Here is a 24,487-nt window from a genome sequence, read left to right as displayed (position 1 = left end):
CCTCTTCAGTTCAGTGGCAGGACGCGTCGCCGGCGCCGGCGCTGACCACCGGGATGCCGATGGTCGGTGCGCGCGAGACCGGCATTGCCAGCGCCTGGGTCACGCGCTCGATGAACACCTCCCAGTCGTGCATGCCGCTCACCGTGGTGACGTACTGGCCGTCGCGCAGGAACAGCAGCGTGGGCCAGCGCTGGGAGCCGAAGCGGCGTGCGACCTTGTCTTCGCGCTCGCGTGGCACCACGCCCACCTTGAAGCGGCCAGGCAGGCTGCGCTGCAGTTCGGGCAGCACCACGGCCACGTCGAGCCCCTCGGGGAACTGCACCGGGTCGCCGGCGAACAGCACGACACGGTCACCGCCTTCGGCCGCCCAGGCGTCGATGTTGGTCTCGTCGACCCAGCTCGCACCGAACTGTTCGACCAGCCGCTCGATGAGTGCCGAGGTCACGACCTTCGGCGCCTGCACGGGCAGCTTGACCAGGGTTTCGGAGCCTTGTTTGTTGGTGCTCATGGAATGCTTTCCGGGGTGGGTAGGGCAGGCGCGCCGGACAACGCGCGCAGTTGCGCAGCCGTCCAGCGCGAGGGCAGGTCGAACGCGGCGTTGGCGGGGTCTTGTGCGTCACCCTTCATCGCGGCCTGCAGCAGGTCGAGCGTGGCGTTGATCTCCGCCACCCGTTGCGGCTCCAGCCGTTCCTGCGCGCTGTCGATGAAGACCAGCAGCCATTCGCCAGGCGCTACGTCGCCGACCAGCGCGGTGCGCACGCGGCGGCTTTCGCCGCGGCCACTGCACAGCGCGTGACCTGGTTCGGTGCTGCCCACCTGCATGGGGATGCCGATGCACATGCTCAGGCCGGGAAAAAACGTTCGTCGCCGACGCGGCAGGCCACCGCTTCGGGCGGGCGCTCGCCTTCGTAGCGCCTGAGTTCGAGCTGGGCGAAGCCGACGCTTTCGTGTTCGGCCAGCGGCCGCATGCGCGGCACCGGTTGTGCGCCCCAGCGCCGCAGCGTGTCGATGCCGAGGGCCAGTGCGTCTTCCATCGCGCTGCGCACGACAGGGCGCAGGCTACCGCCGTAGTCCTCCAGCTCTTCAGGCTGGCAGCCGATCAGCAGCACGTCTTTCGGGTACTGCTCGGTCAGCAGTGCGAGCATCAGCACTTCCTGAAAGCCGGTCTGGTGCAGGCTCATCTTCTTCGCGCCCATGAAGCGTGGCACCTCGTCGTTCTCGACCAGCTTGAGCGTGCCCGGTGCGAGGCCGTAGTCGATCGCATCAAAGATCAGCAGCCTGCCCGCCTGCTGCACATGCTGGATCAGGTACAGACCCTGCGTGCCGCCGTCGATCAGCTGCACGTGCGGCGCGAATTCGCAGCGTTGCTGCAGCGTTTCGATGCAACGCACGCCGAAGCCTTCGTCGGCCCACAGCAGGTTGCCGATGCCCAGCACCGTGATGGTGTTGTCGCGATCAGCCGGCTGGCTCATGTCAGTCCTTGAACGTCCGGTGGCCGGAGATCATGGTGCTGACCACGCTCGAGCGGCCCATGATGTCTTCGCGGATTGCGGCGTATACGTGGATGATCACGAAGCAGATCAGTCCCCACATGCCCACGTGGTGCCAGGTGTGCACGTCCTGCGACTGGCCAAACAGCGGGATCACCCAGCCGAACATCCGTTCCTGCCAAGAGCCCATCTGTGAACCTTCTCCGTACAGCGCGAAACCGGTGACGATCATGAACAGCGTCAGCAGGAAGAAGCCGAAGAACATCGCGAAGCGCGCCAGCGGGTTGTGACCCACATAGCGGCCGGGCCGGGCGCTGACGAAGGCGTACCACTTCACCATGCCCCACATCTCGGCCCAGTAGGCGCGCTGGAAGATCGGCACCCAGAACAGCTCGCGCGCGTGGTGGTTGCCCACTGCGGCCCAGTACAGGCGGCCGAGGATGCCCACCGCCAGCAGGTAGCCGGCCGCGAAATGCGCGAATCGAATGTAGCCCATCAGGTAGTTTGCGCTGGCCTCGCCGGGCTGCGTGGGCAGCGGCGAGCCGATGAAGTAGCCGGTGATGGCCAGCACGGTGATGGCGAGCGCGTTGATCCAGTGCCAGATGCGCACCGGGGCCTCAAAGACATACACCGACTTGATCGACTGCGCGAGGGCGACGACGCGCTCGTCGTTCACCGTGACGGCGGCGGGTGCGGAAGGGGAGCTGGTGGACATGGTGGTGTTCTCCTCGCGGGTTCCGGACGGGGGTCTCAGAGGCGGGTGGCGAGCATCACGAGCCCGCCGCCGCCGATCAGCGCGGCGGCCGCGCGCCAGGCCCAGGCCTGCACACGCTGCAGCCAGGCCCCGGCCCCGAGGCCGGCGCCGTGCAGTGCCGCCGAGCCGAGAACAAAACCAGTGGCGTAGGCGGCGAAGGATGTGCCGGCTTGCCACTCGATGCCGTGCGCCTGCCCGTGCAGCAGCGCTGCGGCGGCCACGATCAGCAGGCCCGCGCGCGCCGGAATGTGGCGCGCGCCGAGCATCAGCACGGCCAGCAGCACGACGCTGAGTGCCACGCCGGCTTCCACGCCCGGCAGCACCAGGCCGGCACTGGCGAGCAGGCCGCCGAACAGCAGCATCGCCAGGAAGACCAGCGGCCCGCGGGCACGCTGCGCGCCGCGCGCCGAAGCGGCAGACCAGAGGCCGACTGCCAGCATGGCCAGCAGGTGGTCGAGGCCGGTGAACGGGTGCATGAGCCCGGCGGCAAGGCCGTCGACGCCGTGCCCAGGGTGGGCCTGCGCGGCCGATGCCGCGAGCAGCAGCGCGGCCGCCACCATCGCGCGCGAGCGATTTTTCGTGAGCATGTCGTTGTCTCCTGGATGTTTGTGGTTCGTGGCCTGCGGCTTCAGCGCACCTTCACGCTGGTGAGTTCCTGGCCGTCCGGGCTCATCACGTGGGTCGAGCAGGCCAGGCACGGATCGAACGAATGCAGCGTGCGCAGGATCTCGACCGGCTGCTCCGGATTGGCCATCGGCGTGTTCATCAGGCTTGCCTCGAACGCACCGATCTGGCCCTTGTTGTCGCGCGGGCTGCCGTTCCAGGTGGTCGGCACGACGCACTGGTAGTTCTCGATGCGGCCGTCCTTGATGCGGATCCAGTGGCCGAGCGCACCGCGTGGCGCGGCCACCGTGCCCACGCCCTTAGCCTCCTTGGGCCAGGTCGCCGGGTCCCACTTCTCGACGTTGGCGGTGCTGGTGTCACCGGCCTTGATGTTGGCGACCAGCTCGTTGAAGTCGTCGAGCATCATCTCGGCGCAGTACTGGCTTTCCAGCGCGCGCGCCAGCGTGCGGCCGATGGTCGTGGGCAGCAGCTGCTTGGCGGTGTACTGCGTCTCGGGCAGGCCCAGCGCCTTCGGGATGACGCTGTTGATCGCCGCCGCCGACGAATCGATCTGCTGCTTGACGCGCTGCGAATACCTGTTGCCCTGCAGCGCATGCGCATGGCCGAGGATGTAGCGCGCCAGCGGGCCGACCTCCATCGCGTGGCCGCGCCAGCGCGGCGACTTGATCCACGAATACTTGGCGCTCTCGTCGATCTCCTTGATGTCTGTGCGCGTGCCCTTGGTCCTGGCGCCGAGTTCGTAGTTGGGCTCGGTCACGCCGTCCCACGGGTGCAGGCCCTTGGACTCGTCGGCATACTTGTACCAGCTGTGCGGCACGAACTCCTGCACCTGCTCGGGGTCGCGCGGGTCGACCGGGTGGATCACGTCCCAGTTGCCGTCGAGGATCGCGCCGCCGGGCAGCTGGTCGGTCCTGGCGTCGTAGTTGACCTTCGAGTAGGTGCCGTAGTCCATCACGTTGGTGGCCGAGAGACCGCCGCCGAACAGCCAGCCGGCGTTCTTGTAGATCGTGCCGATGGCCAGCACGTCTGGGATGTAGACCTTGTTGTTGAACTCGATCATCTCGTCGATGCGAGCCTTCACGAAGTTCAGCCGCTCCATGTTGATCGGCGCACCGGCGGCACCGTTGCCGTCGATGTTGATTGCGCAAGGCACACCGCCGACCAGGTAGTTCGGGTGCGGGTTCTTGCCGCCGAAGATGGTATGGACCTTGACCCATTCCTTCTGCAGGTCGAGCGCTTCGAGGTAGTGCGTCACCGCCATCAGGTTGGCCTCGGGCGGCAGCACGTAGGCCTTGCTGCCCCAGTAGCCGTTCATGAAGGGGCCGAGCTGGCCGCTCTCGACGAACTTCTTCAGCCGGTTCTGAATGTCGCGGAAGTAACCGGCCGAGGACAGCGGGTGCGACGGCGAGACGAGCTGCTGCAGCTCCGAGGTCTTCTTCGGATCGGCCTTGAGCGCCGAGACCACATCGACCCAGTCGAGCGCGTGCAGGTGGTAGAAGTGGACGGCATGGTCGTGCACCTGCAGCGTCTTGGCCATGATCTCGCGGATCAGGTAGGCGTTCTTCGGGATCTTGATGCCCAGCGCGTCTTCGACCGCGCGCACCGAGGTCAGCGCATGGCAGCCGGTGCACACGCCGCAGATGCGTTCGACGAAGGCCCAGGCATCGCGCGGGTCCCGGCCCTTCAGGATGACCTCAAGGCCGCGCCACATCGTGCCGGTCGAGACAGCGTTGCGGATCACGTTGTTGCTGTCGAGGTTGACCTCGCAGCGCATGTGGCCCTCGATGCGCGTGACCGGGTCGACGACGATGCGCCGGCCGGTGTTGTCCATCTTGAAGCCTTGCGTTTCGTAAGCGCCCATGGGTGTACTTTCTTCAGACCTTGGTGTTGGTGTCGTTGTTCTGGTTCGCGCGCTTGATCGCCGAGACGGCCGCGTGCGCCGCCGCTGCCGCACCCACGACGGCGGCCGCCACACCGCCGACCTTGTCGGCGTTGGCTTCGATGCCGAACTGGTGGATGTCGGTCAGTCGGTTGTAGAACGAGCCCTTGTCCCAGAAGCCGTCCTCCGAGCAGCCGATGCAGCCGTGGCCGGCCTTGATCGGGAAGCTCGTGCCCTCGTTCCACTGCACCGTGGAGCAGGCGTTGTAGGTGGTCGGGCCCTTGCAGCCGACCTTGTAGAGGCAGTAGCCCTTGCGCGCGCTCTCGTCGTCCCAGGCCTCGACGAACTGGCCGGCGTCGAAGTGCGGGCGGCGATAGCACTTGTCGTGGATGCGCTGGCTGTAGAACATCTTCGGCCGGCCCTGGCGGTCGAGCTCGGGGATGCGGTCGAAGGTGAGCATGTAGGTGATCACGCCCGTCATGACCTCGGCGATCGGCGGGCAGCCCGGCACCTTGATGATGGGCTTGTCGAAGATCACCTTGTGGATCGGCGTGGCCTGCGTCGGGTTCGGCTTGGCCGCCTGCACGCAGCCCCATGAGGCGCACGAGCCCCAGCTGATGATGGCCTTGGCGTCTTTCGCAACGTGCTTCAACTGCTCGATGAAGGGCTTGCCGCCGATGATGCAGCTCATGCCGTCCTGGTTGAGCGGCGGGTTGCCTTCCACGGCCAGGATGTAGTTGCCCTTGTACTTGACCATGATCTCTTCGAGGATGGCCTCGGCCTGGTGGCCGGCGGCGGCCATCAGCGTGTCGTCGTAGTCGAGCGAGATCATCGACAGCACCACGTCCTTGGCGAGCGGGTGCGCCGATCGGATGAAGCTCTCGGAGCAGCAGGTGCATTCCAGCCCGTGCAGCCACAGCACCGGTGTGCGCGGCTTGGTTTCCATCGCGTGCGCGATCTGCGGCACGAAGGCCGGGCCGAGGCCGAGCGAGGTCGCGGTCAGCGAGCAGTACTTCAAAAAGCTGCGGCGCGAAATGCCCTGGCGGCGCATCACCTCGTAGAACGTCTCCATGCGAGCTGTCTCCTCTTGTTGCTTCAAGGGTCTGGGGTCGCCGGTACGCCGGCTGCTGCTGCTTTGATTACAAGTCGCGAGCCAGCTTTCGGGGCCTCGCGGGAAAACCCCGAACGCAGCTCGCAAGCCCTTGTTTCAATTGGCAAAACGCGCGGGCCGCGGCATGCGCCCAAAACACGCGCGGCGCCAGCTGCCAGCTCGGCTTGCGATCATGGCGGCGCAGCGGCAGCCCGGCTTCCAGTTCGCGGCCGGCGCTCGATGCGCCGAACGCTCGCCGAGCCCGAGCCCGTGGCACGTCGTCGCGAACACCGCCGCCAGGCGCACCGAGATCGCAGCGATTTCCGAACTGCTCGCAACGCCGGGTCGAATTAGGCGCTCAGGACGGCGCTGCGCGACATCGACGGCCACGACGCAAGCTCCCTTGACCGCGCGCTGGACGCGGCGCGAGCCGCCGGCCGCCCGGTGCTCGTCCGCTGCGGGACGACCATCGGCCGAGGTTCGCCAAATCGCGCTGGCAGCGCGGATGCGCATGGTGCACTGCTCGGCGACGCCGAGATCGCCCTGACACGCCAGGCACTCGGCTGGACATCTCCGCCGTTCGAGATTCCGAAGCCGACTTCCTTGCCCGCACCGGTGTCGATGCCCTGGCCATCGCCATCGGCACCTCGCATGGCGCTGCAAATTCAGCCGCAATCACCACGGCCAGGAACAAGCAGCTCCCTTCGGTGGCGATGTTGCTGATGTCGCCACCCACACTGCGCCGTGCACTTGCATCAGCTTTTGCACCCGGTCCTTGCCCATCCGCATGCCTCGGGCCAGCAACTCCTTCGAGGTTTGTCTTCTCGACAGTGAATTGGATGGGCACAAACCGGACAGGATGCCCGCTCAACACAGCCTGGCTGCGGTGGCGCCGTCGCCTCAATCCTTGAGCGCGGACGCGATCAGCGCAAAGGCGGCCAGCAGTTGCTTCGCAGCCACCACATCCAGGTTCTTGGGGGGACGGATGATGCCGGGCGGGAGTTGCTCGAACGGATGGCCCTTCCTTGCAAAAACGATGCTGTTGCTCAGTTCGCCATCGTCCACGACCAGCACGGCGTCGTTGAAACTGCGCCGGATGCGCTCCAGGTGCTTGTCGTAGCTGATGTGCCCGTAGTGCAGGTTGACCACCATGATCCCGTCCGACTGCAGCATCTTGGCGCAGTCGTCGTAGAAGCGCTGCGAACTCAGGCGGGCCGGCTGGCCCTGGCTGTCGAAGCCATCGACCATGAGCACATCGGGCCGCGTTGCGCGCAGCCGCACGAACTGGGCACCGTCGCCACGCAGTACCGTGAAACGCTCGTCGTTGGGCGGCACGTGGAATTCATCGCGCAGCGCAATCACATGCGGGTTGATTTCGACCACCTGAATGCGTGCCCGCGGCAGATGGCGGTAGCAGAACTTTGCCAGCGAGCCGCCGCCGAGTCCGATCATCGCGATGCTCTCCGGATCGGGGTTGAAGAGCAGGAAGCCCATCATCGTGCGCGTGTATTCCAGGTCCAGCGCATGCGGGTCCTGGATCAGCATCCGGCTCTGGATCTCGCAGATCGAGAAGTGCAGGGCTTTGGAGCTCAAACTCTCGTAAACGAACGGCTTGACGAATTGCGCCGACTCTTGGGTTTCTGGCATGGCGGGGCAGGGCAAGCAGTGAGGCGATGAGGGAGGATCAGAAGTGAGGCAGAGGAAGAAGCGCCAGAACGAGGGTGCTGCTGGCCGAGGTCTCTGCCGTAACCGTGCAATCCAATTTGTGCTGGATGTTACTAAAATGATAATGTAAATGGCATACGGAAAGACACACGGAGATCGCATGGAACTCAAAACTGCGCGCCTGACGGTGCTGGTCGACCCCGCCAAAAAGAAGGCCTTCGAAGCTCTTTGCGCGAGGCAAGACGTGACGCCGTCGCAGGTGGTCCGGCGGTTGATTCGGGACTACTTGGATCACCATGGCGTGAGCTTCGTCCCGAGCGGGGTGGACCAAGAAGACGAAGCCACGGCGAAGCGCTGAGCCATCGCGATGCCGTTGCCGACGACCTTGGCCAGTTGGGCCCGGCGCGCGCACGGCGCGCGCTCCATACCGACGACCATGCGGCCTGTCTTGCCTTGTGGCGTCTGCCCGGCAATGGTCGTCGTGGGTACGACCAACCAGGACGCCATTTGCAGGACGCTGGCGTGCTGCTCATCTGGTGCGGGTTGGCGCCGGAACGCGTGACGATGTCCGTGCGCCCTGCGGGCCATGGCTACCGCTCTGCGCACCGCCGCATCCAGACCTCGGGTCCGCGCGGCCTTCCCAGGCGTGGCGGGCTGTGAGCCCATTCGTGGGCCGACCGTGCCTGGCTACTGCGGCCCAAGCGGACCGGCGACCCCGCTCTCGTGGCCGCCTTCCTGGCCGAGAAAATCCGCCATCCGTACCAGCTCAGGCACCGATTCGGCGCCCATTTTTCGCATCACCTGACCGCGATGGAGTTTGACCGTGGCCTCGGCGATGCTCACTCTTTCGGCAATCTGCTTGTTCAGCAGGCCTGCGGTGACCAAGGCCATCACCTGGCGCTCACGGTCTGTCAGAAGTGCATGCCTGGCCTGCAGCGCCGCCATGCGTTCGGCATCCCTGCGCCGTTTTGCCGCCTGTTTGATGGCGCGGTTGACGGCTTCCAACAAGTCCTGTTCACGCACCGGCTTGGCGAGGACGTCGACGGCACCGGCCTTCATTGCACGCACGGCCATCTGGACATCGACGTGGCCGCTGATCAGGATGACTGCCTGGGGGGAGCCGCTTCTCGCCAGGGCTTCCTGGAACTCGAGGCCGCTTTGCCCGGGCAGCCGAATGTCGAGCACGACGCAGCATGAGCCTTCCGGCGGCTCGGTTGCAAGGAACGCCTGCACAGACCCGTAGGTCCTGGTGAGCAGACCCACCGACTCGAAGAGGCCTCGCAAGGCCTCGCACACGCTGGCGTCGTCATCGATCACGACGACGGTTTCCGACCTTTGGCTCATTCCATGGCTCCCACTGCCAAAGGCACCGTGAAACTGAAAATGCTGCCGCGCGGCACATCATTCCTGGCGGAGACCGTTCCGCCATGGGCTTCGACGATGGAGCGGCAGATCGACAAGCCCATGCCGATGCCGCCTGGCTTGGTGCTGAAAAAGGCGTCGAAGATGCGGTCCAGGTCGTTGCGCTGGACACCGGTGCCGGTATCGATGACGCTCACCTCGCCAAACCCATCTTCACGCGCGGTACTGCAGATCGTCAGGCGCCTGCCCGCTTGCTCGGTGTCTGCCATCGCTTCCACGCTGTTCATCAGCAGGTTCAGCAGCACTTGCTGCAATTGTGTGCGGTCGCCAAGCACCGTGAGGGGTTGCTGCCCGACGTCGAAGCCCGCATCGACGCCGCGTCGCCGGAATTCGCCGTTCAACACCAGCAGGACGTCGCGAATCGCCTGATGCAGGTCCATGGGCGCCATGCGCGCGGGCGCCTTGCGAGCGAGTGCGCGAATGCCGGCCACGATTTCTCCGGCGCGATGCCCCTCCCGGACCACCCGCTCGGCCGCCTGCCGCGCACGAGTGGCGTCGAATTGCGCCTCGTCAAGCCAGCGCATGCAGGTCCCTGCATCGGTGACGATGGCCATCAGCGGCTGATTCACCTCGTGTGCAATCGACACGGCCAGCTCTCCCAGGGTGGTCATGCGTGCCACGCGGGCCAGCTCGTTCTGGCTCTGGCGCAGCTCATCTTCCGCGCGCTTGCGATCTTCGATGTCGATGAGCGCGCCATACCACTTCACGACGTCCCCGTTGGCGTCCAGCAGAGGGCTCTGTCGAAACGTGAACCAGCGGTATTCCCCATCAGACCGACGAACGCGTGCATCGATCTCTTCGCCGCGCTTGATTGACCGGACCCTTTCCCAGCGGCGCAGCATGTAATCCAGGTCCTCGGGATGGAACATGCGGCTGTAGCCTTCTCCCACCACGTCTTCGTACCGAAGCCCGCAGAAATCGAGCAGGTTCTTGCTGAAGAAATCGACGTAGCCATCCGGTTCGGAAGACCATGCCATGACGGGGATGGTGTCGATGATCAACTTCAGGCGTTGCTCGCTGGCCTTGAGTGCGTCTTCGGCGCGCTGAAGATCTTCGAAGTCGACATTGGCACCGACCCACCGGACCACGCCGTTCGCGTCGGTGATCTTGCGCCCGGAAAAATAGAACCAGCGGTACTCGCCATCGAATCGTCGGATCCGTCCCTTCAGGTCCATGCGGTCGCGCGTTTCAAGCGCGTCTTTCCATGTCTCGACCATGCCCGCCACGTCGTCGGGGTGGTAGAAATTGAGGAAGCCCCACTCGAGAATCTGCTCGGCCTCCACACCCGCGTATTCGGCCCAGCGTCGATTGACGAATTCGGCGGTGCCATCTGGCCGGGCCACCCACGCCAGGACGGGCAGCGAGTCGACGATGAGGCGAAGGTTCTGCTCGCTGGCCACCAGGGCCGACCGAGCCTCCTTCAGGGCTTCTTCCGCGCGCTTGCGATCTTCGATGTCCAGGACGACGCCATACCATTTCGCGACCTTGCCGCTGGGGTCCCGCAAAGGGTTCTGCCGAAGTGTGAACCACCGGTATTCACCATCGGCGCGCCGAATCCGGCCATCGATTTCCCTGACGCGCTTGGACGCCATGATCTCCTGCCACGCGGCCAGAAGGTGGGGCATGTCATCCGGGTGAAAGATGCGATAGAAGCCCAAGCCAAGGATCTCGCTGGAAGAGAGTCCCACAAAGTCCAGGAAATGCTGGTTGCAGAAGTCCAGCATGCCGTCCGGCGTTGCCGACCAGGCCATCGCCGGTATCGTGTTGATGATGAGGTTCAGCCGCCATTCGCTTTCTGCGAGCGCCGCACCGGTGGGCTTCTCCATGCGGGTGTCGGCAGGTGGCCGCAGGTCGTTCAGCTCGCGGATCTCCCGGCACGCCAGACCCGCCTGCATGGCTGAGACCTTCAGGCGCAGCCATTCCGAGCGCAGCGGAAAGCCAGCGCGCCGCGAGCCGACCACCAGCGAACCCATGCTGGCAATCTCGCCCAGCGGCACCGCCGCAACACCCAGCACCTCGCCGCCAACCACCATCGATGCCGACCCCAGTTGCGGGTGGGCCGCAAGCCACGCGTCAATCGAAGGGACGAGGTCTCCAGCGGACTGAGAGGTCGAAAGGGCGTTGCCGGTCCGCAGGAAAAGATGGACGGTGTCGCTGAACCGAAGGCCGGCGAAGTCCAGGCCGAGCATGTCGATCAGCGTCTCCAGCATGCTCTCGACGATGGCCGTCGGGTCCAGTCCCCGCCAGGTCGACGCAAGACGGACGAGATGTTCGAAGTCGTCGTCGCTCTGCCGCAATGCCTTGTCTTCAGCGACCGCGTGTGGAAGCGTCGCCTGGCGAGCCGCATCCAGCGGACCAGACGGTGATAGTTCACTCACAGAAGTTCCTCGCGGCTTGCTCAGCCAGGACCATGTTCCATCCGTGCGAGCGCAGCCGCTTCTCGCGCCCGGTCGCAGGCGAGCAGCTTACCGTGTGCCCGATGTCGCATCCAACTCGACCATGGTCTAGGGCTGCTCGACCAATCGCTAAGGGGCCACCGGATGGCAGCGGCGCGACGGCGTGGCAGGTGTCTGCGTGCTGCAATCGCCAGGCAGTCTGCACAAAGAGGAGGTGCAACTCGACCAAAGTCTAGCGTTGCCCCACCTCTCGCCGCCCATCGTCGACCAAAGAAGAATTGATCCGGTGTGCATCGGAAGATAGCCTTCACTTGCCGAATTGATTTCTGCAATTTTTGGTCGCGAGGAGTACGGAGAGTCATGAACCACGCGGCGGAGCAGGCTCGGAGGGCATTCGCCTTCGGGCCGTTCACCCTTTTGCCTGAACGACAGTTGCTGCTGAAAGGTGAAACGCCGCTGCGCATCGGTGGGCGTGCGCTCGACATTCTCACGGCCCTGGTCGAGCGCCCTGGGGAGATGGTCACCAAACGAGGGCTCATGGCGCGCGCATGGCCAACCACCATCGTCGACGAGAGCAATCTCAAGGTGAACATGGCAGGCTTGCGCCGCATTCTTGGCGAAGAGGGCGGCGCTCCGCGGTACATCGCGACCGTGATCGGCAGAGGCTATCGGTTCGTCGCTGATGTCCAGTCTTCTGGATTGGCAGAGCCTTCGTTGAGCCATGCGCAGCCCATGCGCAAGCACAACCTGCCCACCGGCACGACACGAGTCGTTGGAAGGACGGAAGTGATCGCCGCCCTGCAGCAGGACCTGGAAGGATCGCGGCTCGTGTCGCTTGTCGGGCCGGGCGGCATCGGGAAGACGACAGTTGCGATTGCCGCCGCTGACCGCGCGCTCCCGTCGTTCAAGGACGGTGTTTGGCTGGTGGACCTCGCGCCGCTGAAGGATTCGTCGTTGATCCCCAATGCCATCGCGACCGCCATCGGCATGGCGGCGCATTCGGCCAATGTGCTCGCCGCGCTGTGCAGCTTCTTGCGTGATCGAGAGATCCTGCTGGTGCTCGACAGCTGCGAGCACATCATCGACGCCGCAGCCACTTGCGTGGACCGCCTCCTCACGGAGGCTTCGAAAGTCAGGATCCTGGTCACCAGCCGGGAGCCGCTCAGCTTGCAGGGCGAGCGGGTTCGAAGGCTGCCGGGATTGAAAACACCACCGGTCACACCGGCGATCAACCGAGCGCAAGCCGTGGCCTTTCCGGCTGTGGAGCTCTTCGTCGAACGCGCGGTGGACAGACTCGAATCGTTCAACCTGAGCAATGCGGATGCCCCCGCCGTGGCCGAGATTTGCCGGCGTCTGGACGGCCACGCGCTTGCAATCGAGCTGGCCGCCACGCGAGTCGATGTCTTCGGGATCGGCGAAATCCTGGCCCGGCTCAACGACCGATTCCGGCTGCTGAAAGGACGCCGGTCGGGTCCGGACCGCCACCAGACGCTGATGGCGACCATCGACTGGAGTTTTGATCTCCTGTCGAACAGCGATCAGAGAATCTTGTCTCGGCTTTCCGTGTTCGCAGGCGCTTTCACCTTGGCCTCCGCTTGTGCTGTTGCCGCTGACGACGGCATTGACCGCGTCAAGGTGGTCGAGGGCGTGGCCAACCTTGTCGCCAAATCGCTGCTTGCGGCAGAGCCCGGCGAGATCGAGCTGGCATATCGGCTGCTCGACACCACCCGCAGTTATGCGTCGGAGAAGCTCGCCGAACACGACGAGCCGGACAGTGCCCACCTGCGCCATGCCCTGCATTTCCTCGAGCTGGCTGGGAATGCAAAGGCAGATGATGTTCGTTTGACCGGGCCGGACTGGCTCGCTCGTCACGCCGAGAAGATCGACGACATTCGCACCGCGATTGGCTGGGCTTTTGCCGGCTCGGCACACGCCGCACTGGGCGTGAAGCTCACCGTGGCGGCAATCCCGTTCTGGGAACGCTTGTCGCTGTTCGAGGAATGCCGGCTGTTCGTGAAGCGGGCACTGGAGAACAGCCTCGGGACCGACCGAACCAGGCAGGACGAACTGACCTTGTGCCTGGCCGCCGGTGGGGCGCAATTGTTCACGCGCGGTCCGATGCAGGAAGTCAAGGACCTCTTCACGAAGGCTTTGGCGCTTGCCGAAGAATTGAACCGTGCGGACTTGCGGCTGGAATGCCTCAAGAGACTGTCGGAATACCATTTGTGGGAGGGCGACTCGCGGTCATCCCTGGCACTGTCCGCCGAGATACGAGCGCTCGCAAGCGCGGAGGGGGACCTGATCTCGGTCGCCAATGCGGACGCTCACGCGGGATCTGCCTTGCACTACCTGGGCGACCTGTCTCAGTCGTGCCGCCACCTTGAAGACTTCCTCGCGTCACCGGTTCAAACGCGAGCAGGCTGGGAGACCGCCCGATTCCAGTTCAATCAGCGTCTGGAGGCCCGGGGGTCCCTGGCGTTTGTGCTGTGGTTGCTCGGTTTTCCAGAACAGGCCCTCGCGACCGCAAAGCGCCATCGCGTAGAGGCAGAGGAAAGTAACCATGCGGTGCCCATCTGTTCCGCCATTGCAATGACCGCAGCGCCTCTTGCCATCTATACCGGCGACTTTGCTGGTGCGGAGCAGGCCTTGAATTTCGCCGCACGGCATGCGGCAGCGCATGGCTTGCCGATGTGGGGCGCCATGACCGAGTGCGTGCGCATCAAATGGTTGCTCGATTCCGGCCGCGAGGTTGACCTGAAGCGGTATGAGGAAACGCTGGTCCAGATCCGCGACGGCAGCGTTGGCATTCGATATGCGCCATTCATTGCGAACCTGGGTCACGTGCTGTCGCTGCGCGGCGATACCACGGGTGCGCTCGCGAAGATCGACGAAGCGCTCTCGCTTTCCGCCAGCAGTGGTCAGGTCTGGGGCATCCCCGAAATGCTGCGCCTGAAAGGAACATTCATCGAAGCCGGCAGGCAAGCGGGGTGGGCCGATGCCGCGGCCGAGTGCTATGGCCAGTCGATCAACATGGCACACGCGCAAGGGGCGCTCGCCTGGGAACTGCGTTCGGCAACCAACCTGGCGGCGCTGTGGGCAGATTCCGGCTCCCGCGGTCGGGGCAAGGACATGCTGTCGTCCATCTACCGGCAATTCAACGAGGGCTTTGAAACGAAAGACCTGCGAAACGCACGCCGCATCCTCGAAGCGATGTGAGTACGACGCGACGCTTGCCCGCACACCACCATGGCCAGCACCCGTCGCAGGCGCTCGACTTCCTCATGACTTGGCGGTGCCTGCGCGCTTGGAGCGTGTGCCTGGTGCAGGCATTCCTGGTCAATGCGCTGACCTGTCCGGCCGCGCAGGCATTGCCGGCGCAATACAGCGTCTCGCAGCTTTATCACACGCAGTGGACCGTCCATGATGGCGTGCCGACGGGCATCGAGGCCATCGCCCAGACGCCCGACGGCTTTCTGTGGCTGGGCACCTCGGGTGGGTTGTTTCGCTTCGACGGTGTGGCGTTCGAGCGCTTCTCCGGCACGAACGAGGTTTCGCTCCTGTCGCAGGACATCTATTCATTGCACGCGGCGGTGGATGGTGGCCTGTGGATCGGGCACCACCTCGGCGGCGTGAGCCATTTGCAGGGTGGCCGCCTGGTCAACTACGGCCGGGCAGAGGGGTTGCCCGCTTCGTCCGTGACGGCCATCGGGCATGCAGGGGATGGGAAGGTATGGGCCGGGACGACACGAGGGCTGTTCCGACTCGAAAGCGGGCGGTGGCAGGCGGTGGGCGCCGCCTGGAACGCGCCGACAGGCCCTCTGGAGGCGCTTGTTGTCGATCGCGATCGCACCCTGTGGGTGAAGGGCAATGGGCAGATCTTCTATCTCAGGGACGGCGCGACACGGTTCGAGAAATTGCCGATCACGCTCGGCAAGTCCGTGTTCATCACCATGCTCCTGGCGCCCGGCGGCGCGGCCATGTTGTGCACTTCGGGGCACGTGCGCACGCTGGCGCTGAAAGTGCCGCTCGGCGCCAGCGCGTGGGTGCCGGAATGGCACGACAGGCAGGTCACCGTCAGCGAAGAGGCCACGTGTGTCTTCGACAGGGAAGGCCACTTGTGGGTTGGGGGGAGCGAGGGCGCGAGCCGTTTCCCACCGTCCTCAGAGAACGCAGCATCCACGGCCAATGGGTGGCGCGGCTACAAGGCGGATCTCGCGCCTTTGACCGGCGAATCCGTCTCGGCCGCGCTGGAGGATCGGGAAGGCAATCTGTGGTTTTCAACCCGCGCCGGACTTGATCGCTTTCGTGCGCCGGCCCTGTTGAAATTGCCATTGGATGTCGGATCGAACGAGTTTTCACTGGCGCCTGCGGGTGAGCGCGGCGCATGGATCGGCACGTCGCGGGGCAACATCTTTCGCGCCGGGCCGGTCTCCCAGGCGCAGATCGACTTCAACAAGTTGGCGGGCGTGGGAGTGGATACCGTCTACAGCAGCGCTGCGGGCTCGCTGTGGGTGGCGGGTGGGGATTCGATCTGGGAGCTTCAGCCTGATCGCCGTTGGCGGCGTTCGGCCCGGCCTGGCGCACAAGGTGGCCCGGCTGCTTACGCCTACTCCAACATCCAGACGATGACACAGGACGCCCAGGGTGCCATGTGGGTGTCCGTGCTGCGGGTTGGTGTGTACCGGGTGGTCGGGGATGCGTGGACCTTGTGGGGCGGACGCACCGACATGCCCACGCAAAACACGACGGCCTTGTTCACCGACATACGGGGCCGGGTCTGGTTCGGCCATGACGATGGCACGGTGGCGGTCCTTGACGGCGACCGCCTGACGATCATGGCCTCGCCGAACGACGCGCAACCGCAAGCGAGCCTGGGCGCCGTGGCTTCCTTCGGGCAGCAAGGCGATCGCATCTGGGTCGGTGCCGAGAAAGGGCTGTGGCACCTGGAGGGCGGTGTGCTGCGGCCTGTCACGGGAACCCGCGGCGCGTTCATCGGGGTCTCTGGCATCGTGCCGGGTCCGACCGGTGACCTGTGGCTGAGCACGGTCGAGGGCGTGGTGCACATCACCGCCGATGAGTTGGCCCCGGCGCTCGGCCGGCCCGAACGTCCCGTCCGCTATGCGTTGCTGAATCACCTGGATGGCTTGTCGGGGCTGCCAGTAGCGGCGATGGGCAATGGCGGCCGCATCTGGTTTTCAACGGTCAACGGTGTCGTCTGGACCGAGCCCTCGCGCACGGCGCGCAACCTCATCGCCCCCACGGTGATCATCAAGTCGATCGTTGCGGACGGCACCGTGTACACCTTGCAACCAGGCATGCCCACGCAACTGCCGGTGCACACCCGCGATCTGAACATCTCCTATACCGCGACCAGCCTCACGATGCCCGAGCGCGTGATGTTCCGCTATCGCCTCGGCGATGGGCATGGCGAATGGCAGGAGGTCGGGACACGCAGGGAGGCGTACTTCAGAGACCTTCCGCCAGGCCACCATCGTTTCCAGGTCCTCGCTTCCAACAACGACGGCGTGTGGAATGAAACGGGCGCCAGCATCGAGTTCGTCATTCCCCCCACCTTCGTACAGACGCCCTGGTTCATCGCGCTGTGCGGTGCAGCCGCCGCTGCGGCATTGGGGCTGCTGTACTGGTCGAGATTGCGCTCGATCAAGGCTCGCTTGCGCCTGCGGTTGGAGGAGCGGATGGTCGAGCGGGAGCGCATCGCGCGCGAACTGCACGACACCTTCCTGCAAGCCGTGAATGGCCTGGTGTTGCGGTTCCATGCGGTGATGGAGCGCATCCCGCCGCACGAGCACGCCAGGGGCTTGATGAAAGACGCGCTGGATTGTGCCGACGAAGTGATTGCTGACGGGCGTGATGCCGTGACGAACCTGCGTCTGGCGACAGCCAGTCCGACCGACTTTGCCCAGGATCTGAAACTCATCGGCGAGCGTTGGTCGCGGGACACCGGCATCTCCTTTGAGATGCGCATCGAGGGTCCGCTGCGCGAACTCGATCCTGTCGCCGTGCAGGAATGCCAGCGCATCGCCACGGAAGCCATCAGCAACGCGTTTCGCCATGCGCAGGGCACACGCGTCGAGCTTCGCATTGCCCATGCGCCCAGGCAGTTCCATCTGCAAGTTGCAGACGACGGTCACGGGTTCGACCCGGACCAGCCGCACGCCAGACGCTGGGGCCTCATCGGCCTGCAGGAACGGGCGGATAGGCTGAACGCGCGTTTGCACGTGAGCTCGGGCGGGCAGGGCACCACGGTGGCCATCGAGGTGCCGGCCAGGATCGCCTACAAGCGAAGGCGGCGCTCCTGGGTCGGGCGGCGCGTTGGTGCGGGTCGCCTTGCCGCAGAGTCCTGAGTCGGACGGGACGCCCCATGCGCATCTTTGCGCGTGCGCTGCTGCGGATGAGCCACTGTCGGCGGCTCGGTAGCATGAGATTTAACCGCGGTTAACTGGCCTTGTTTGCCGCCGAGGGCGACCATGCATGCATCAAGATTGAAGGAGCGATGCCATGGCTTTGGTCACACCCGCCGTCATAGACGTGACGCACCAGAACGCCGTTATCGAGGCAGGGCTGCGCCGCATCCTCGCTTCGTGGCCAGAGTTTGAAGTAAGAGGGGGCGCAGAAGCTGGCGGCCCTGCAACACAGCCGAGCGACCCCGACGTGGTCGTGCTGGACCATGACAAGGGGATCAGCTGGGCGAAGAGCCATCAACTTCACCCTCGAACCAACGTCCTGGTCGTGTCCATGATGGGACAGGAGAGCGACATCCGCAGTGCACTTGCTGCTGGCGTGCGTGGCTATGTGTTGATCGACTGCTCGGCAGACGAGATCGTGAACGCGGCGCGTGCGGTCGCGGCAGGGCGCCGGCATCTCTGCACCGCCGCCACCCTTCGCATGGCGGACAGCCTGGCGCAGCCTGTCCTGACCTCCCGCGAAACCGAGGTGCTCGCCCTGGTCTTCCGCGGCAACAACAACAAGGAAGTCGCGCGCACCCTGGGCATCTCCGTGGGCACGGTGAAGTCTCACATGCGAGGGCTGCTGACGAAGCTCGGTGCGCGTTGCAGGACCGAGGCCTTGTGGGTGGCTTCTCAGCGAGGGCTCATCGACCGGTCGGCAGATGCGGGTTCCGATGGGAACACGGCGCCCAGGCGAGCGCCGCCAACGGGTGGCAGGAGCGTGCCGCGCGTCACCGGCGCTCAGTCGCGGAGTTTTTCCAGCGCAGGCGTCCTGCAAGCGTTGCCCGCATGACGCCTCGCAGTGGCCGATGGGCGCTGCGAGATTTTTGCCACCGTGGCCATTTGCCCCGGCTGGATTTTCATCGCGAATTGACAGGGGTTGTCTTGAGTTTGAAGTTAGGAGCCTTGCTCGCTGCAGTGGCCATGTCCATCTCCGGCTGGGGCCAACCGGCCCCGGCCACCGTGTTGCCCAGCGGCATCGACCTGAGCGCACGCGACGAGACCGTGCGGCCAGGCGATGATTTCTGGCACTACGCCAACGGCAGGTGGGCGGCGCGCACCGAGATCCCGGCGGATCGCGAGGTGGTCGGCACCAGCGCCCAGCTTTCGGCCGACGCGGAGGCGAAAGTGCGCGAACTGCTGGAGATGGCCGCGGCCCATCCGGAAACGGTGAGCGCCTCGATGCGCATGGCTGGCGATCTGTACGCGGGCTGGATGGACGCTGCCGAGATCGAGGCGCGTGGTGTCCAGCCGCTGAAGCCCTACCTTGCGCGCGCCGCCGCTGTCGCAAGCCGCGCCGACCTTCAGGCGCTCTTCGCGGCGCCAGGGTACGCCTCGCCGATCGCCATCGACGTCGTGCCGGGTTTCGAGAACCCGGACCATCATGTGATCGCCGTTGCCCAGGGCGAACTGGGCATGACCCGCGACCAATACCTGCTCGAAGGCGAGAAGTACCAAGCCAACCGCCAGGCCTATCGCGCATACGTGCAGCGCATGCTGGCGCTGGCCGGCTTCGACGCTGCGGCCGCCAGGGCCGAAGCCATCATGACGCTGGAGACGGCGTTGGCGCGGGTGCACTGGTCCGGCACGCAATCGCGCGACGAGGCCCGCATGAACGACCCGAAGACGCTGGCTGCGCTGCAGGCGACCGTCCCGCAGTTCGACTGGAAGCGCTGGCTCGCAGCCTACGGCTTCAAGTCGCCGCGCGCGGTGGTGCTGGGCAACAACACCGCGGTGATCGCCATTGGCCGGATCTATGCCGAGACCCCGCTGCAAACCTGGAAGGACTACCTTGCCTTCCGCTTCGTCAACGACAACGCGGCCTACCTTCCCAAGGCCTTTGGCCAGGCCCATTTCGAGTTCCACAGCAAGACGCTTTACGGCGTGCAGCGGCAGCGGCTCCGCTCGGCGCTCGGCGTTCAACTGGTCAACAACGTGCTGGGCGAAGCCGTGGGCCAGGCCTATGCGGCGCGCAACTTCCCGCCGGCCGCCGCTGCGCAGGTCACAGAGCTGGTGGACAACCTGCGCACCGCCTACGGCATGCTGATCAGGCAGTCCGCCTGGATGGACGCGCCCACCCGGCAAAAGGCCCTGGCCAAGCTGGACGCCTTTGAAGCCCGCATCGGTGCGCCGGCCTACCGCGTGGACGATTCGGCGTTGAAGATATCCCGTGCCAACCTGCTCGCCAGCATGATGAGCCATGCGGCATTGGCGCGCAGCCGGGCCGTGTCGCAGCTCGAAAAGCCGGTGGACAAAGCGCGCTGGCTGATGCTGCCGCAAACACCCAATGCCTACTACGACCCGTCCACCAACCAGATCACCTTCCTGGCTGGGATGCTGCAGCCGCCGGTCTTCGAGGCCGATGCGGACCCAGCGGTGAACTATGGCGCCATCGGCGCGCTCATCGGCCATGAGATGGGGCATGCCTACGATGACCAGGGCAGCGGCCACGGACCCACAGGCAAGCTGGAGAACTGGTGGACCGATGCCGCCAAGGCCGGCTATCAGGCCCGCACCACGGCGCTGCGCCAGCAGTACGACGCCTATGAGGTGCTGCCAGGCCTGAAGGTCAACGGCGCCTTCACGATGGGTGAAAACATCGGCGACCTCAGCGGCCTGGAAGCAGCCTATCTCGCCTACCAGCTCTACCAGCAGAAGCACGGCACCGCACCGGTGCTGGATGGGCTCACCGGTGACCAGCGCTTCTTCCTCGCGCATGCGCGCTTCCGGCGCACCAAGATCCGCGAAGGCACGCTGCGTCAACTCGTGTTGATCGACGCCCACTCGCCGCCGCTGTTCCGGCTCAATGGCGTGGTGCGCAACATGGACGCTTGGTACAAGGCCTTCGACGTTCAGCCCACAGACAAGCTCTACCTGGCCCCGGAGGCCCGGGTCCACTTCTGGTAGCGGGCCGCCACCTGGTCCGCCGCACGCGGCTTCATCAGACTTGACACATTCAGGGTCCTCAATGAGGGATTCTTTCGATCGCCCACGCTTTGTCATTCACCAGAAAACCTGCCATGCGCTCACTCCGAAACACATTCCGATGGATTTTCCTGGTGGCGCTCGCTTTGCTGCTCGTGGGGGCCAAGGTGCATGCCGCCTCGCCCGCGAATGCCGAAGTGGTCGTGCGACATGAGTTTGCGGAGGTGGATGGCCACAACATCTTCTATCGCGAGGCGGGCCCTGCGGATGCACCTGTGGTGCTGCTGCTGCACGGCTTCCCCACGTCATCCCGCCTTTTCCGGGCGCTGATTCCGAAGCTTGCGCTTCGATACCGCGTCCTTGCGCCCGACCTTCCGGGTTCTGGCCTGACGCAGGTGAAGGATGGCGCGTCCTTTCACTACAGCTTCGACGAGCTTTCGCAGGTGGTCGACCGGTTCACCGAGGTGAAGGCGGTCAAACGCTATGCGCTCTATGTCTTCGACATTGGCGCGCCCATCGGTTGGCGGCTGGCCGTTGCCCATCCAGACCGGATCACAGCCATCGTGTCGCAGAACGGAAATGCGTACGAGGAGGGCCTCAGCCCTGGCTGGGCACCGATGCGCGAATTCTGGGCGGACCCTTCGCCGCAGCATCGCGATCCCTTGCGCAAGCTGTTCAAGCTCGAGACCACCCGATGGCAATACCTGGAAGGTGTGAAAGAGCCGTCCCGGATCGACCCGAACGACTACCTGCTCGACCAGCAATTCCTGGATCGCCCGGGCCAGGAAGACATCCAGCTGGCCATCCTGCTGGACTACCGCTCCAACCTGAAGCAGTACGGGGCGGTGCACGACTACTTCCGCAAGCACCAGCCGCCGCTGCTGGCGGTCTGGGGCGCTGGCGATCCATTTTTTCTGCCTGCCGGCGCAGAGGCATTCAAGCGCGACCTGCCCAAGGCGGAGGTCCACATGATCGATGGCGCCGGTCACTTCGCATTGGCCTCGCATGGCGACGAAATTGCGCGTTGGATGATGGCCTTCCTCGGGCGCAACCTCCAATGACCCATGCCATGTGGCGCCGGCGGTGCCAGCGCCACGTGGGTTGCCAGCCCAGGGCTGCGAGCGAGCGTTGCGGCGCCGGGCTGACTGGCGAATCAGACGGTTGCCAGGAAGCGCAGCAGGTGGCCAAAGTAGGCGGCCTGGTCGTCCCACATCGCCAGGTGGCTGCCGTTGGGGCAGATCTCCGCCTTGGCGTTCGGCATCATCTTTGCCATGCGCTGGAGGTCTTCCGGATCCATGGTGTCGTGCATGGCGCCGAGGATGAGGGTGCGGGTCTTGATGTCCTTCAGGCGATCCCAGCGTTCCCAGTCCTTCAGGCTGCCACTCACCTCGAACTCGCTGGGCCCCTGCATCTGGATGTAGATGTCCTTGTTCATGTGCTTGAAGCTGCGCATCAGCGCATCGGGCCAGGGATCCAGCCGGCAGATGATCTTGTTGTACAGGTGCGCCATGATGATCTGCTCATAGGCCGGGTTGTCGAAGTCCTTGGCCTCTTCGAGTGCATTGATCTGCTTGAGCAGCGGCGCAGGCAGCAAGGTCTCCTTGAGGTGGTTGACCCGCTTCAGGTAAGCCTGCATGCCGGCCACCATGTTGGAGATCACCAGGCCTTTCAGCGCCTGGGGGTGCTTCAGCGCGTACTCGATGGCCAGCACGCCGCCCCACGAGTGGCCAAACAGCACGAACTTGTCGAGGCCCAGGCCACGCCTGACTTCCTCCACCTCCTCCAGGTAGCGCGGCACTGTCCACAGCGACGCATCGGCCGGTTGATCGGAGTTGTTGACGCCCAGCTGGTCATAGAAATAGATCTCGTAGCCGGCCTCGGGCAGGAATGCCGCCATGACTTCCAGGTATTCGTGCGAGAAGGCGGGGCCACCGTGCAGCAGCAAGACCTTGGTCGCGCCGTTGCCGACGCGCTTGGTCCAGACCTTGTACTTGCCGCCGACGACCGGGACCAGGCGCACGCCTGCCGTGCGAACGCCAACGGGATTGAGGCCATCGGGAACGGGGGTCGCGATGTCAGGCGATGGTGGCCGCCGTGCGGCAAGGGCCGGCGTGGACGCGAGCGTGGCAGCCGCTGCAGCGGCTGAGGTGTTCAGGAAGTTTCTTCGACTGGTCATGATGGCCCTTGGAGGGGGTGATTGGCGGCGCCGCGCAGGCAGCTCCGCGTGTCGTGCCGCAGTGGCGGCACGGGGAGTTCGGTGGTTGCGGGCCTGTGTCCCGCGGCGAAAGGGCCGCGCCTTGCTGGTCGAGTGCGCCACGCCTGTGATGCGCGAGCCTGAAGCGAACCAGGTGTTCCTGCCCGCTCAGCGCCAGGCGCTCAAGGCAGCAGTGCCTTGTCGTTTCCGGGAGGAAGTAGCTGACTGTGGGGCCACCAAAATTTGCCGTGACGAGCGACTTTTCGGCGAGCGTGCCCAGCGCCTCCGTCGTTTGGTCAAGGCTCAGGTCCGTGACGGCCGCGGCGGCCGCGCCATCGAATTCGCCGTCGAACACCGAGACGGCGTGCAAGACGGTGGCTTCAGCTTCCGAAAGCAGGGCATGGCTCCAGTCGAAGCTCGCAGCCAGGCTCCGATGGCGCTCTGGACCCGCGCGGCGACCCGTCAGGAGATGGGTGCGATTATCGAGTTGCCTCAGCAGGCCGCTGACGCCAAAAGCCGGTATGCATGCCGCTGCCAGTTCGATGGCCAGCGGGAGGCCGTCGAGCCCTCTGCAGACCTCCGCAATTGCGGCTGCGTTGGCGTCGCCGAATTTGAACTGCTCGAAGCTCGATGTCGCCCGCTCCACGAAGAGCTGGATCGCGGGAAAACGCAGCGCTTGTGTCGCATTCAAACGTTCTGATCGAGGCGGCGCGCACAGTCCTGCAAGCCTGCGCACTCGCTCTCCCGCAATCCGCAGCGGTGCTCGGCTCGTCGCGAGAATCTTGACGTTGGCCGCGTTCGCGAGAACCTGGGCGGCGCAGTGGGCCGCTTCATCGATGAGGTGTTCGCAGTTGTCGAGCACGAGCAACAGCGTGCGTTCGCGCAGGTGTTCGCACAATGCCGCCCATTCGCCAGCATGCAATGCAAGACCCATCGCGCTGGCGATTGTGCCGGGCATCTCGTGGGGTTCTGTGAGTGACGCCAGATCGATCAGCCACACACCATCCTTGAACACACCCAGCGCTCGCTCGGCCACCGCGAGCGCTACCGTGGTCTTTCCCACGCCGCCCGCGCCAACAATGGAAATCAGGCGGCATTGGGTCAACTCATCCCACGACATGTCGATCACATCGTCCCTGCCCAGGACGCTCGCGCGACCGGCCGGTAAATTGCTGCGCCGTGGCGTTGACGTCGAAGAAGATGCCCGCCCCGCGGGCGAGGTGTGGGCCGTGACCTCTGCGATGAATCGGTAGCCGCGCCCCGTCACCGTCGCGACGTACCTGGCTGCTGATGGATCGTCACCCAGCACACGCCTCAGCGCCGCCATGTGCACCTTGAGGTTGCTTTCCTCGACCACCGTGTCCGGCCAGACACGTTCAAGCAGTTCGCGCTTGCTCACCACTTCGCCGGCGCAAATCACCAGGACGGTCAGCATCTCGAATGCGCGGCCGCCAATCCGGACCTGCGTACCGCTTTCCAGCAGCGCCTGACGCTCAGGAACGAGAACGAAGTTTCCAAATTCATATGAATTCGGCGCGACATCTCTCAGTTCAGGCTTCATGATCTTCTCCATCACACGAG

18 protein-coding genes and 2 pseudogenes are annotated in these 24,487 nt (G+C 65.0%); 8 read left to right on the top strand and 12 right to left on the bottom strand.

The window, feature by feature from the left end; translation table 11 throughout:
* Positions 1 to 10: 10 nt before the first annotated feature.
* Genes AC3WR5_RS04175 through AC3WR5_RS04145 form a run of 7 tightly spaced genes read right to left on the bottom strand, consistent with a single transcriptional unit; the run spans position 11 to position 5,819 of the window.
* Entirely contained in the window at positions 11 to 508 is a 498-nt protein-coding gene (locus AC3WR5_RS04175; protein ID WP_141290111.1) for a thioredoxin domain-containing protein, read from the bottom strand.
* Positions 505 to 840: a HypC/HybG/HupF family hydrogenase formation chaperone gene (locus AC3WR5_RS04170; protein ID WP_141290112.1), complete on the bottom strand. Its 336-nt coding sequence runs from the start codon at positions 838 to 840 to the stop codon at positions 505 to 507. Before AC3WR5_RS04170 ends, AC3WR5_RS04175 begins: the two co-directional genes overlap by 4 nt.
* 2 nt (positions 841 to 842) lie before the next feature.
* Complete coding sequence (locus AC3WR5_RS04165; protein ID WP_492482103.1) at positions 843 to 1,472, bottom strand: HyaD/HybD family hydrogenase maturation endopeptidase; 630 nt, start codon at positions 1,470 to 1,472, stop codon at positions 843 to 845.
* A gap of 1 nt (position 1,473) precedes the next feature.
* Positions 1,474 to 2,205 (bottom strand): Ni/Fe-hydrogenase, b-type cytochrome subunit, encoded by a 732-nt coding sequence (gene cybH, locus AC3WR5_RS04160; protein WP_492482101.1) that lies wholly within the window; start codon positions 2,203 to 2,205, stop codon positions 1,474 to 1,476.
* A gap of 35 nt (positions 2,206 to 2,240) precedes the next feature.
* Entirely contained in the window at positions 2,241 to 2,831 is a 591-nt protein-coding gene (locus AC3WR5_RS04155; RefSeq protein ID WP_492482099.1) for a HupE/UreJ family protein, read from the bottom strand.
* A 41-nt stretch (positions 2,832 to 2,872) separates the two neighbouring features.
* Complete coding sequence (locus AC3WR5_RS04150; RefSeq protein WP_492482097.1) at positions 2,873 to 4,729, bottom strand: nickel-dependent hydrogenase large subunit; 1,857 nt, start codon at positions 4,727 to 4,729, stop codon at positions 2,873 to 2,875.
* 13 nt (positions 4,730 to 4,742) lie between these two features.
* Positions 4,743 to 5,819, bottom strand: coding sequence for a hydrogenase small subunit (locus AC3WR5_RS04145; protein ID WP_492482095.1), 1,077 nt, complete (start codon positions 5,817 to 5,819; stop codon positions 4,743 to 4,745).
* A 387-nt stretch (positions 5,820 to 6,206) separates the two neighbouring features.
* Between AC3WR5_RS04145 and AC3WR5_RS04140 the strand changes: the two are divergent.
* Together AC3WR5_RS04140 and AC3WR5_RS04135 are read left to right on the top strand one after the other, a co-directional pair.
* Positions 6,207 to 6,371 (top strand): annotated as a pseudogene (locus AC3WR5_RS04140) (thiamine pyrophosphate-binding protein); the annotation flags it as partial.
* Positions 6,372 to 6,421: 50 nt separating this feature from the next.
* A pseudogene (locus tag AC3WR5_RS04135) lies at positions 6,422 to 6,496 on the top strand (class II fructose-bisphosphate aldolase); the annotation flags it as partial.
* 241 nt (positions 6,497 to 6,737) lie between these two features.
* Here AC3WR5_RS04135 and AC3WR5_RS04130 read toward each other — a convergent pair.
* Positions 6,738 to 7,484 carry a spermine/spermidine synthase domain-containing protein gene (locus tag AC3WR5_RS04130; protein ID WP_492482093.1) on the bottom strand — a complete coding sequence of 249 codons (747 nt, stop codon included), beginning with the start codon at positions 7,482 to 7,484 and terminating at the stop codon, positions 6,738 to 6,740.
* A gap of 178 nt (positions 7,485 to 7,662) precedes the next feature.
* Between AC3WR5_RS04130 and AC3WR5_RS04125 the strand changes: the two genes are divergently transcribed.
* Positions 7,663 to 7,860 (top strand): ribbon-helix-helix protein, CopG family, encoded by a 198-nt coding sequence (locus AC3WR5_RS04125; RefSeq protein ID WP_141284373.1) that lies wholly within the window; start codon positions 7,663 to 7,665, stop codon positions 7,858 to 7,860.
* A 329-nt stretch (positions 7,861 to 8,189) separates the two neighbouring features.
* Here the strand turns inward: AC3WR5_RS04125 and AC3WR5_RS04120 are convergent, their stop codons facing one another.
* Together AC3WR5_RS04120 and AC3WR5_RS04115 are read right to left on the bottom strand one after the other, a co-directional pair.
* Positions 8,190 to 8,819 (bottom strand): response regulator transcription factor, encoded by a 630-nt coding sequence (locus AC3WR5_RS04120; protein ID WP_492482091.1) that lies wholly within the window; start codon positions 8,817 to 8,819, stop codon positions 8,190 to 8,192.
* 23 nt (positions 8,820 to 8,842) lie between these two features.
* A complete protein-coding gene (locus AC3WR5_RS04115) occupies positions 8,843 to 10,750 on the bottom strand; it encodes a PAS domain-containing sensor histidine kinase (RefSeq protein ID WP_492482618.1) in 1,908 nt (635 codons plus the stop codon).
* A 930-nt stretch (positions 10,751 to 11,680) separates the two neighbouring features.
* Here AC3WR5_RS04115 and AC3WR5_RS04110 point away from each other — a divergent pair.
* From AC3WR5_RS04110 to AC3WR5_RS04090, 5 genes are all read left to right on the top strand, one after another.
* Positions 11,681 to 14,536: an ATP-binding protein gene (locus tag AC3WR5_RS04110; RefSeq protein ID WP_492482089.1), complete on the top strand. Its 2,856-nt coding sequence runs from the start codon at positions 11,681 to 11,683 to the stop codon at positions 14,534 to 14,536.
* Between the two features lie 14 nt (positions 14,537 to 14,550).
* Complete coding sequence (locus AC3WR5_RS04105) at positions 14,551 to 17,685, top strand: sensor histidine kinase (protein WP_492482087.1); 3,135 nt, start codon at positions 14,551 to 14,553, stop codon at positions 17,683 to 17,685.
* A 154-nt stretch (positions 17,686 to 17,839) separates the two neighbouring features.
* On the top strand, positions 17,840 to 18,580 hold the full coding sequence (locus tag AC3WR5_RS04100; RefSeq protein WP_492482084.1) for a response regulator transcription factor: 741 nt from the start codon (positions 17,840 to 17,842) through the stop codon (positions 18,578 to 18,580).
* A 131-nt stretch (positions 18,581 to 18,711) separates the two neighbouring features.
* Positions 18,712 to 20,694, top strand: coding sequence for a M13 family metallopeptidase (locus AC3WR5_RS04095; protein ID WP_492482082.1), 1,983 nt, complete (start codon positions 18,712 to 18,714; stop codon positions 20,692 to 20,694).
* 152 nt (positions 20,695 to 20,846) lie between these two features.
* Positions 20,847 to 21,773 carry an alpha/beta fold hydrolase gene (locus AC3WR5_RS04090; protein ID WP_492482080.1) on the top strand — a complete coding sequence of 309 codons (927 nt, stop codon included), beginning with the start codon at positions 20,847 to 20,849 and terminating at the stop codon, positions 21,771 to 21,773.
* Positions 21,774 to 21,865: 92 nt separating this feature from the next.
* On the opposite strand, the gene AC3WR5_RS04085 is transcribed toward AC3WR5_RS04090, so the two are convergent.
* Both AC3WR5_RS04085 and AC3WR5_RS04080 read right to left on the bottom strand, forming a co-directional pair.
* Positions 21,866 to 22,732, bottom strand: coding sequence for a proline iminopeptidase-family hydrolase (locus tag AC3WR5_RS04085; protein ID WP_492482078.1), 867 nt, complete (start codon positions 22,730 to 22,732; stop codon positions 21,866 to 21,868).
* A 55-nt stretch (positions 22,733 to 22,787) separates the two neighbouring features.
* Positions 22,788 to 24,479, bottom strand: a complete 1,692-nt coding sequence (locus AC3WR5_RS04080; protein ID WP_492482076.1) for an ATP-binding protein — start codon at positions 24,477 to 24,479, stop codon at positions 22,788 to 22,790.
* Positions 24,480 to 24,487 lie beyond the last annotated feature (8 nt).

Source organism: Ideonella sp. FW305-24 (assembly GCF_058788035.1).
The sequence above is the reverse complement of the archived record's forward strand: the minus strand, read 5'-3'. Positions and strand labels throughout refer to the sequence as shown.